This window comes from Caulobacter sp. P1_D6 (genome assembly GCF_056406095.1).
On record NZ_JBFUAW010000060.1, the window covers coordinates 23484 to 33878 of the forward strand.

Annotated in this window: 9 protein-coding genes and 1 pseudogene; 6 read left to right on the forward strand and 4 right to left on the reverse strand. The window is 68.5% G+C overall.

Annotated elements, in window-relative coordinates:
- The first annotated feature begins 46 nt into the window (after positions 1–46).
- The 3 genes from AC1DYP_RS23710 to AC1DYP_RS23720 all read left to right on the forward strand — a co-directional run bounded on the left by AC1DYP_RS23710 (position 47) and on the right by AC1DYP_RS23720 (position 2328).
- Complete coding sequence (locus tag AC1DYP_RS23710; RefSeq protein ID WP_477036256.1) at positions 47–952, forward strand: LysR substrate-binding domain-containing protein; 906 nt, start codon at positions 47–49, stop codon at positions 950–952.
- Between the two features lie 756 nt (positions 953–1708).
- Positions 1709–1990 carry a hypothetical protein gene (locus AC1DYP_RS23715; protein ID WP_477048402.1) on the forward strand — a complete coding sequence of 94 codons (282 nt, stop codon included), beginning with the start codon at positions 1709–1711 and terminating at the stop codon, positions 1988–1990.
- 50 nt (positions 1991–2040) lie between these two features.
- The gene (locus tag AC1DYP_RS23720) at positions 2041–2328 is read left to right on the forward strand and encodes a hypothetical protein (RefSeq protein WP_477048403.1); all 288 of its coding nucleotides are present in this window, start codon (positions 2041–2043) and stop codon (positions 2326–2328) included.
- A gap of 451 nt (positions 2329–2779) precedes the next feature.
- Here the strand turns inward: AC1DYP_RS23720 and AC1DYP_RS23725 are convergent, their stop codons facing one another.
- Both AC1DYP_RS23725 and spbR read right to left on the reverse strand, forming a co-directional pair.
- On the reverse strand, positions 2780–3556 hold the full coding sequence (locus tag AC1DYP_RS23725; RefSeq protein ID WP_477048404.1) for an NUDIX hydrolase: 777 nt from the start codon (positions 3554–3556) through the stop codon (positions 2780–2782).
- Between the two features lie 54 nt (positions 3557–3610).
- Entirely contained in the window at positions 3611–4747 is a 1137-nt protein-coding gene (gene spbR / locus AC1DYP_RS23730; RefSeq protein WP_477036261.1) for a SpbR family protein, read from the reverse strand.
- 160 nt (positions 4748–4907) lie between these two features.
- On the opposite strand from spbR, the gene AC1DYP_RS23735 reads away from it, so the two are divergent.
- Complete coding sequence (locus tag AC1DYP_RS23735; protein WP_477048405.1) at positions 4908–6716, forward strand: ATP-binding protein; 1809 nt, start codon at positions 4908–4910, stop codon at positions 6714–6716.
- A gap of 79 nt (positions 6717–6795) precedes the next feature.
- Positions 6796–7977: a CaiB/BaiF CoA transferase family protein gene (locus tag AC1DYP_RS23740; RefSeq protein WP_477048406.1), complete on the forward strand. Its 1182-nt coding sequence runs from the start codon at positions 6796–6798 to the stop codon at positions 7975–7977.
- 4 nt (positions 7978–7981) lie between these two features.
- On the opposite strand, the gene AC1DYP_RS23745 is transcribed toward AC1DYP_RS23740, so the two are convergent.
- Positions 7982–8863 (reverse strand): transglycosylase SLT domain-containing protein, encoded by an 882-nt coding sequence (locus AC1DYP_RS23745; protein ID WP_477048407.1) that lies wholly within the window; start codon positions 8861–8863, stop codon positions 7982–7984.
- Between the two features lie 197 nt (positions 8864–9060).
- Here AC1DYP_RS23745 and AC1DYP_RS23750 point away from each other — a divergent pair, with 197 nt between their 5' ends.
- Complete coding sequence (locus tag AC1DYP_RS23750; protein WP_477048408.1) at positions 9061–9786, forward strand: energy transducer TonB family protein; 726 nt, start codon at positions 9061–9063, stop codon at positions 9784–9786.
- 413 nt (positions 9787–10199) lie between these two features.
- Here AC1DYP_RS23750 and AC1DYP_RS23755 read toward each other — a convergent pair.
- Positions 10200–10309, reverse strand: a pseudogene (locus tag AC1DYP_RS23755) (hypothetical protein); the annotation flags it as partial.
- Positions 10310–10395: the final 86 nt, after the last annotated feature.

The following is a 10395-nucleotide window of genomic DNA, read 5'->3' on the forward strand; positions in this document are numbered from 1 at the left end:
GATAAAAAGAAGCACCAAATCTCAATCGACCCTATAGGCTCAGCCTATGAATCTTCGAGACCTCAGCTACCTCCTGGCCGTGGCCGAGCATGAGCATTTCGGGCGCGCCGCCCGGGCCTGCGGCGTCAGCCAGCCGACCCTGTCGGTGCAGATCCGCAAGTTGGAAGACCTGATGGGCGTGGCGCTGTTCGAGCGCAGCAGCAAGACCGCCGCCCCGACCGCCGCCTGCCTGCAGCTGATCGGCCACGCCCGCACCGCCGTGACCGCCGCCGAAGCCATCCTGGCCACCGCCCGCAACCTGCGCGACCCGCTGTCGGGGCGCTTCCGGCTGGGCATCATCCCGACCCTGGCCCCCTACCTGCTGCCGCTGGTCTTCGCGCCGCTGCGCGAGGCGCTGCCAGCGCTGGAGCTGGAGCCGTGGGAGGACCAGACCTCGGCCTTGCTGGAGCGGCTGCGCGCCCACGAGCTGGACGCCGCCCTGCTGGCCACCGACGAGGACGGGCCCGACCTGATCAGCCTGCCGCTGTTCGCCGAGCCGTTCCTGGCCGCCCTGCCCCCCGAGCATCCGCTGGCGGGGCGTTCGGTGATCCTGGAGACCGACCTGGCGCGCGACATCCTGGTGCTGGCCGACGGCCACTGCCTGCGCGACCAGACGGTGGAGGCCTGCGGCGGCGACGCGGCCCTGGGCGGCCCCTTGCGGGCGGCCAGCCTGCCGACCCTGCTCAACATGGTGGCGGCCGGCTACGGGACGACGCTGATCCCCGGACTGGCGGCCGGAGCGGCCCAGGACGCCGGCATCGTGCTGCGGCCCCTGTCCACCCGCGCCGGACGAACCGTCCGCATCGTCTGGCGCACCCATTACCCCCGTCGGCAGGCGGTGGAGGCGGTGGGGGAAGTCATCGCCGACCGCCTGCGCGGCTTCGCCGAGGGCGCGGCGGCGGGGGCGGTTTAGGGCGGCGATTGATGGCCGCTCTCGGCGCAAGCGCCAGATTCCGTTTCCGACCCTAGTCGGACTCACGGGAGCCGACCGTTCCGAGCGTGCCTTGGCCGCTAGTCAGGTCCAGTTAGTACGTGAAGGCCGTTCGCTCTCACGAGTTTGGCTAGCGCCGCGCTATCTTCCTCGCTTTGTAAGAAAAACCAGTGAGTCAGGTCCCAATTGAATACAAATCGGGCCTTCAGTCCGTGAAAATATAGCTCGTCAGCAGTTTTATCGCGCAAACCGCGCTTGACGATATTTCTATACCTGGATGAGGTCGGATTAAGCGCGCGAAGCTTGTAAGGCGGATATAGGCGCGAGACACCGGAGATAGCCAGCGTGTCCAGCAAGCGAACAAAGTTCTTCTCGATCTTTAGGTATCGCGGGAGGTGGGCTGTCTTCTTTGCGTCGTCATATGAAACGAATGGCGTCGCGCTGTACTCCTCCGAGGACAGGGCGTGATCAAACGCGGACACTGACATTGGGAGCAAGCCACGAGCTGCAGCCTCGTCAGCGAAACTGTCTTCAAATCTAAAAAAGGCTTTCATCGCCCGATCATGGTTCGCTTGGTTGGCGACCGCAATCCACCCTTAGCTGACCTTCGGCATGTCCGCTTTCCGGAATGACGCCCAACGTCTGGTTTCGGGCGTGGGGCTCATTTCCGCACCCGACCCTAGTCGGACGTTGCGACCGCCGCTGGCTGTAAGTAGCCTGCCTGTGTGCGGGGATGATATGCCTGACCTACTCTTTGAGATCTGGAGCGACGCCGACGAGGGGATAAGCCAACTGATCATGGTCCACCCGCAAGGCGACAAGATCAGGATCGCAACGACACCCAACGCCGTCCGGGTCCATAGCTTCACTGCTCAGTCCGACTTCGAAGCCTTTAGGCAGAAAAATGCTTGGCACGGATTTGACCCGTGGGAGGGCGGCGGGATTTCAGAAGAGCATTTCTTCAGTGAACAAGAGGCTGCCGAGCAGCGCGAGTATCTGGCAAAGCGAACCGTCTCCTAACCACCTCTTGGAGATCCTGGGAAAGTCGGCTTGTGGGGATATGCTAGATTATGACCGAACTGACCGACCAGGAGCTTAAAGCGATCAATCTGATTATCACCGGGCTCGAACCTTCTCAGCGAGATCAGATGATAGCTGATTTAGCTGTCGCCCAAATCGAGGTGTTGATTGCAGACCGGTCGATGCTGCGATTTCATCTGCCAGGTCATGTTCCATCGAACCCCAGGCAAGCCCCGTTGGGCCAGGTCTGCGGCCAAGGCGGCGAACTACTTGATTTCATCCTTTACGAAGACGGCGATGGTCGCCTTTTCGAGATCGAGCGGCAGTGGCCCTGTTGATCGCCGTGGCCGTGATCGGGCCACGCTAGGCAGCCCTGGAAGTCTGCTCATAGACGCTACGCCATCGTCTGAAACCCACCCCTAGCTGACGCTCGGAAGGTCTGGTGGTTGGCGTTCAGGCCGAAAGTCCGGCTTCGGCGCCGGGGCCGGTTTACGCTTCCCAACCCATGGCGGAGTTCAGTCGGATAGAGACGCGTAGAAGCCTTCCCATCCTTCAGGCCCGGGATTTTCGCTAGCGTATCGCGTTTTCGAGACGGGATTCTTCGAGCGGAACCATCCGCCGAACTGCATCCCATAGTCCTCGCCGGCGCCCATGCGCCACCCGATCGAACCGGCAGGAATGTCTGGATGTGCTTTCCACGAAGGGGTCATTCGAAAAGGTTATGGCGCCACGGAAGGTCCGCGCACCACCCGCAGCCGACGGTCGAAAGGTCCGCTCCCCGCCGCTCGCCTACAGCGCCGACAGCGGCTCCGCCACCGCCCCGTAACCCGCATCGGGCTGGATCCGCAGCGACGGCCCGTCGACCCAGGGCTCGACGGTGACCAACGGCCGCGCCCGGGCCGTCTCGATCGCCGCCGCCGCATCGGCGCTTTCCGCCAGCAGTTGCAGGTTCATGCGCGTGGGGAAGATCACCTTGCGCTGGCCCGAGGCCGCCAGTTCCAGGGCCTCGGCCGGCGCGATCCATTCGGCGTCGACGGCCTCGTGGCCGTCGCAGACAGCCAACTGAGCCAGGGGCGCGTGGGCGACGTAGAACCAGGTGTCGAAGCGCTTGGCCATCAGCGGCGGGGTGATCCAGCGGGCGAAGATGGTCAGGGCCGCCAGATCCAGCTTCAGGCCCAGGTCGCGGACCACGTCGAGGAACGGCATGCGGTCCTCGGCCACCGCCGCCCGCACGTCGATCGCCGCCTCGCCGACATAGATTTCGCCCGCCGCGTCCCGGGCCAGCAGCACGCCGGCCTCCTCGTAGGCCTCGCGGATGGCGGCGATGCGCAGCGGCGCGCCGTCTGCCTCGACGCTCTCCCAGCCCATGGCGTGGTCGGCCCAGGCCGGATCGTGGTCGCCGGCGTGGCTCTTGCCGCCCGGAAAGACCAGGGCGCCGGCCGCGAAGTCGATCTGGTGATGGCGCTTGACCATCAGCACCTCGAAGGCCGGCCCGGGGGCTGGCAAGTCCCGCAGCATCAAGATCGTGGCGGCGGGGCGGATCGGATCTTCGGCGCGCTCTGACATCGCACGAGGTTGGCGCAGAAGCCGCGCCTTGCCCAGACGGTTTCGAACGAGCGTTTAGCCGGCCGCCGCGGTCTTGGCTCGTTCGCCCAGCTGATCGGCGCGGTCCAGCAGATAGTCGGCGTCGTCGCGCGAGACCGCCGGCGACGAGGTCAGGAAGCGCTGGATCATGTGCTCCTGGAACCGCTCGCGGTCGCCGGGGCGACCGTCGTAGTCCAGGGCGTGGAAGGCGTCGACGCCGGCGCGGAAGGCCGGGAACAGGCGCGGCGGCAGACCCGCCCGCTCGCAGATCGCCTTCAGGCCCAGGGCCCCCGCGTCATGGATCATCAGCCAGGTGCGATGGTGCGGCACGCCCGACAGCTCGGACACGCCCCACTCGAAGAAGTTCATGTGGCCGTGGGCCAGGGCCCGCAGCAGCAGGGACGGCGACAGGCGCTCCACGCTGTGCAGGTGAGCCGCGAAGGCCTTGGCGTCGGTGGCGCGGCCAGCCTGGTCGACCAGGTCGATCGTCGCCCGCTCCTTGGTGTCGAGGATCAGCTCCAGGGTGCGCTCGGCCGACAGCGGGTGCGTGGCCAGGATGTGGTCGCGCAACTGGTCGCCGACCATGTCGATCAGGCGCTCGGTCACCGACAGCGGCAGGGTCGAGCGGTAGGCGACCGCGGTCAGCACCTTCTCGGACTTGGCGAAGCGCTCCAGGGTCCGCTGCAGGGCGCTTTCGGACATACGGGCGTTGTCGTTGGCGCAGAGGGCGGTGACCACGTCCTCGCCCCCCTGCTCGACCAGCAGGGCCGCCACCTTGCGCGACAGCTTGGGACGTTTTGCCACGGCCATCTGGCGCACGGGACCGCCCAGGCGGACGATCTCGGCCAGGTCGGCGTCGCTGAACGCCGGCGAGAAGGTGATCACCGGCAGCGACACGCTCTCGACGTCGCGGGCCAGGCGGTTGGCGACGTCGGCGGGCAGGCTGGGCGAATTGCGCAGGGTCACGGCCATGGCGCGGCGGACCAGTTCGGCGGCGTCGGCGGCCATCACCCGCAGGATCTCGCCGGCCAGCACGCGCTGCTCGTCGTCCAGTTCGGCGCGGTCGATCGTGCGGCAAAGCTTGTGGGCGGCCAGGGCGCGCTCGTCGGGCGTCGCGCCCTTCACCAGCATGCGGATGTCGTGTTCGGTCAGGGCGGCGCGGGTGGTGGCCATCGATCTCCCCCAGTCCCCACGGAGCGGCGAGGAATCGGATCATCCCCGGTTATGCTTAACGATTGTTTGCCCTCAAAGCTGTGGGGATTAACGATAAGCCGTAACTCGGCGCAAACCGTGATCCCCTAGGGTCTGGGCTCACCAGCCGAGGAATCAGTCCTTGTTCGCCGAGCGCCGACAAAACACCCCCGCGGACGGCGGCGCCGACGCCCGTCTGGCGCTCGACGCCCAGACCGCGCTGCTGCCCTACGCGCTGGCCGTGTTCGCCGTCAGCCTGCCGATCTACGTCTGGGCCTGCTCGTTCGCGCGGAACGCCGGCTGGATGGCGATCAGCTTCGCGGTGTTCGCGATCAACTGGGGCGTCTTCTACGGCGTGGTCGCCTGGCTGCGCAGCCCGGCGGCCCAGGACCTGACCCGGCGCGCGCGGGTGCACGTGATGGCCGGCCTGCTGTGGGCGGTGGGCGTCTGCCAGATGGCCGTCTTCGCCGACGGGGCGGGCGGCGTGCGCGAGACCTTGCTGCTGCTGTCGGCCGGCGCGGCCGTGGTCTGCATCTTCTTCGCCGCCCCCTGCCTGCTGGCCCTGCTGCTGACCGCCCCGGTCGCCGCGGTCGGGCCGCTGTACCTGCTGTTCTCGCAGCCGCAGAGCGAGCGCGCCGGCGGCATGGCCTTCGGCGCGATCTCGCTGGCCATGGCCCTGTCGCTTATCCTCAACCGCATGCTGCGCCGCCAGCACGCCCTGGCTTTGGCGCACGAGGCGCTGCTGGAGGAACGGCTGACCGTGCTGGAGTCGGCCGAGCGCGCCGCCCGCTCCAAGTCCGACATCGTCGCCACCCTCAGCCACGAGATCCGCAACGGCCTGACCGGCGTGACCCACGTGCTGGCCGCCGCCGCCGGCAAGGGCGGCCGCGCCGCGCCGTCGCGCGAGCAGTTGAACGCCGCCCTCGACGCCGCCCAGGACCTGGTCGCCGTGCTGAACGCCACCCTGGACTCCGAGACCGCCGAAAGCGGCCGCCTGGCCGTCGAGAGCGTGGCCTTCGAGCCCGTCCGCCTGATCCGCGACCTGGTGCTGCTGGACCGTCCGCACGCCGTGGCCAAGGGCCTGGAGCTGGTCGTCCATGTCGAGCCCGACCTCGAGCGCCGCCAGCTGGGCGCGGCGGTCGGCGACGCCCTGCGCACCCGCCAGATCATCGCCAACATCGTCGGCAACGCCGTCAAGTACACCGTGCGCGGCCGGATCGAGGTTCGCGTCGAGCGGCGCGACAACCTGATCGCCATCGAGGTGGCCGACACCGGTCCGGGTCTGTCGCGCGAAGAGATGGAGCAGGCCTTCCAGGCGTTCCAGCGCGTCGAGCGCACCGGGGCCGGCGTCAACGGCGCGGGCCTGGGCCTGTCCTTGTCGCGCCAGTTGGCCCGGCTGATGGGCGGCGCGTTGGAGGCGACCAGCGCCGTCGGCGTCGGCAGCTGCTTCACCCTCACCCTGCCCTTCGACGAGAACGCCATCTGCGCGATCGAGCCCGCCGACGGCGAGACGCAGCAGCCGGTCGAGGCCGCCGGCGCCCCGCCGCGCAACCTGCGGATCCTGATCGCCGAAGACGACGCCCTCAACGCGGCCATGCTGCGCGCCATCCTCGAGCAGTTGGGCCACCAGGTGGTCCACGCCCAGAACGGCCGCCGCGCCTTGGACCTGGCCCGGATCTGCGACTTCGACCTGGTGATGCTGGACGGCCGCATGCCGATCCTGGACGGTCCGCAGACCGCCGCGGCCCTGCGCGCCCTGGACGGCGGCAACCGCGACGTGGCCATCGTGGCGGTGATCGGCGGCGACGCCGACGAGGCCCGCGAGTGCCTGGACGCCGGCGCCGACACCGTGCTGCGCAAGCCGGTCAGCGTCGCCGCCGTGGCCCGCGCCGTGGCCGACGCGGCGGCGCTGGACCGCAAAAGCGCCAACGGCCAGGCCGCCGTCGCCTGACCGCTCTCCCCTAAACCGCTTCCCAACAGACGTTTAAGTCGTCCACACTCCGCTCAACGATAAGAAGCGGGAGGACGGGATGCTGCGCGATCTGCGGGTCATCGAGCTGGCCACCTATATAGCCGCCCCGGGCGCGGCCGGGATCATGGCCGACTGGGGCGCCGACGTGATCAAGATCGAGTCGCCCGACGGCGATCCGATGCGGGGTTTCTTCGACACCCTGGGCTCGGACCAGGCCGCCAATCCGATCTTCGAGCTCGACAACCGCGGCAAGCGCTCGGTCGTGCTGGACATCCGCACCCCGGCCGGCCGCGACGCCGCCAAGGCCCTGGTCAAGGACGCCGACATCTTCCTGACCAATGTCCGCCCCGCCGGCCTGGCGCGGGCGGGCCTGGACTACGAGAACCTCAAGGCGGTCAACCCGCGCCTGATCTACTGCAGCCTGACCGGCTATGGCCTGGAGGGTCCCGACGCCGACCGGCCGGGCATGGACGTGGCGGCCTTCTGGTCGCGGGCCGGGGTGGGCGCGATCACCGGGCCCAAAGGCGCCGAGCCCTTCCCGCTGCGCACCGGCATGGGCGACCACGTGACGTCGCTGGCGACGGTGTCCGCCATCCTGGCGGCCGTCCACGAACGCCATCGCACGGGCGTCGGCCGGCTGGTCGAGACCTCGCTGCTGCGCACCGGCCTCTATGCGATCGGCTCGGACATGGCCATCCAGCTGCGGTTCGGCAAGCTGGCCTCGACCCGGCCCCGGCGCGAGGCGGTGCAGCCCCTGGCCAACTTCTTCCAGACCCGAGACGGTCGCTGGCTCTGCCTGCTGGCCCGTCAGGGTTCGACCGACTGGGCGCGGATCGCGGCGGCGGCCGGCCGGCCCGAACTGACCGAGGACCCGCGCTTCACCAGCGCCCGCCTGAGGCGCGAGCACGGCGCCGCCCTGGTCGACATCCTGGACGAGGCTTTCGGGGCCATGGACTACGCGGAGGCGGCCACGGCGCTGGACGCCGGCGACCTGACCTGGGCGCCCTGGCAGACGCCGCGCGACCTGGTGACCGACCCGCAAGCGGCGGCCGCGGGATGCTTCGTGGAGACGCCGGACGGCAAGGGCGGGACCTTCCCCGCTCCGGCGGGTCCGGCGCGGTTCCCCGGCGCGGAAGACGGCCCCAGGGGCCCGGCGCCGGGACTGGGCGAGCATACGGCGTCGGTGTTGGCGGAGATCGGCTGGTCGGAGGACGAGATCGCGGCGGTGACGGGAGGCTAGGCCCCTACCGCTTGCTCTTGCCGCCGTCGCTGGCGTCGGACAGCACGCGGAGCATTTCCGACGAGAACATCGAGCTGGTCATCCGCGAAGCCGACGAGCCCCCGCTGGAACGGAGGTTCGAGGCCAGGCTGAAGCCGTCGTCGGCGTCCTGCGAGCCGCGCAGGATCAGGCTGACCAGCGCTTCCTGCTGCTGGATGCGCTCCAGCCGGCGGCCGGTGGCGTACTGGACGAAGCCCTGGTCGGTGTCCGGCGAGGAGGTCGTGGGCGTGGAAGGAACCTCGCCGCCGCCGCCCGTACGCGTCAGGTTGGCGTAGACCTCGCTGACCGTGGCCGGGCGCCCTTCACGGTAGAAGATCGAGCGGTTGGCCGCCGCCGCATCGGGGAACATGGCCGCCGCGCTGGCTCCGGGCGAATTGCCGGCCGCTTCGATCAGTCGCGCCGAGCCCGCGGGACCCAGAAAGTGGGCGGCGTACAGTTCGCCGGACGTGGGCGAACGCCCCACCCGGCCGCGCAGATAGGAGGCGTGGTCGCTGGCCAGTTCGCCGGCCATCAGCGAGGCGGCGTGCGGATCCAGCTTCAGGCCCAGCACGGTCTTGCGGGCCTCGTCGCCCGCCACCCGATACTTGCCGTCCGAACCCTGCTGGATCAGGTCGGCGTAGCGGGCGTAGCCGTACTTGGCGCCGTGCTTCTTCAGCGTCGACAGCCAGGTCTGGTCCACGAACTGGAACAGGCCCGAGGCCGACGACGTCCGCGCCTTGGCGGCGGGGTTGTAGCCGCTCTCGCGCTTGGCCGTGCCCATCAGGAACGTGAAATCCACGCCCGTCGCGCTGGACGCGCGCTGGATCGCCGACTCGACGACACTGCGGATGGAGGTGACATTCGCCATGCCCGAAGATGTGAACGCGCATGGTTAATCGCGCCTTAACCAAGCCCGACCACTCGGCAGAATTTGCCTGTGGCGGGTTGCCACAGTTACGCGTGTAAAAATTCTACGTCCGTAATATTTACAAACGTAATTCTACATGACAGGCTTCCTTCATCGACCCCGGTTTCATCAGGCGGTCGATGCTGAAGGAGGTTGTCATGGTCGCGTACGAAGGCACGGTCGGTTCCTACATCCCCGGTTTGGACAGCCCGCGGCGCAAGCCGTCCAAGGCGCTGGTCGCGGCGCTGGTGGTCGTCTCGGCCGCCCATGCGGGCGTGTTCGCCTACTTGGCCTACCAGAAGTTCATCCCGCCGATCACGCAGGACTATCCCGCACCGCCGACGACCCTGCTCGAAACCTGGAAGGAGCCGCCTCCGCCCCCGCCGCCCGAGCCGGAATTGGACAAGCCCAAGCCCGTTCAGTCCAACCCGGTCATTCCGCGTGAGCCCGTGCCGACCAACCAGACCGAGGTCACGCCCCTGGTCGTGCCCAAGGTCGAGCCGACCGAGAACAAGGGTACGGGGCCGCTGATCTTCGCGGAAAAGGCCTCTGACGGCGACCCGCCTGTGCAAACCCAGCCCAGGGTCGTCACCCGCCCCAACTGGCTGAAGAAGCCGGGCGCGTCGGAGTTCAGCCGCTTCTATCCGGAAAGCGCCATGCGGCGCGGCGTCGGCGGCATGGCGACCCTGAACTGCACGGTAGCGGCCAACGGCACGATCCAGGCCTGCAGCGTGCTGGACGAGACGCCCGCCGAGGAGGGCTTCGGCAAGGCCGCGATCAAGCTGTCACGGTTCTTCAAGATGAGCCCGCAGTTGGAGAACGGCCAGGCCGTCGACGGCGCCAGCGTCCGCATCCCGATCCGCTTCAACGCGGCCGAAGGCTAGGAGACGCGTAAGCCGGCCGGGCGTGCATGACCGGCCGGCGATGTCTCTTCGGTCACGGGGGAGCCCCGGACGCCGCGCGCCTTCCAGCGCGGCGTCCGGGGTTTTGTGTTTGGGGGCCGCGGCCGGGGACATGCTCTCACGGCAGAGTGTCGGACAAGGTTGCAAGGTGCTCAGGGTGAGTGCGTGTCCCCACCTTGATCCGCTGAGTTTGGGACGAGCGTCTTCGGGATGAGCTTCCGGCGCGGTGGACGACGTTGGGGACACGCACTCACCCCAGGCTCCCGGGATGATTTACCGAGGCCCTGCCGTGAGAGCATGTCCCCGCCTGAGAGACTTACGCTCGGCGCTCAGAGAACAAACCCCCACGATTTCAACGTCCTGAACTTTCTCGACCCGATTTGGTCCTCACCCTCTCAAACCGCCCGTATCCTGATCCCACCTCGCCGCAGGGAAAGGGCGCAAGGCCAGCGACCGATGCGGCGGCGGGGGGCGATCGAGCGGGACTGGGCTGGAGGGGGTTACTTCAGCGTGTCCGGGGAGCCTGGCGTTGCAGGCCCCGCCCGCCGTCGGCGTCGAACGGGGACAAAGCGCGTGTATTGCCCATTGGCC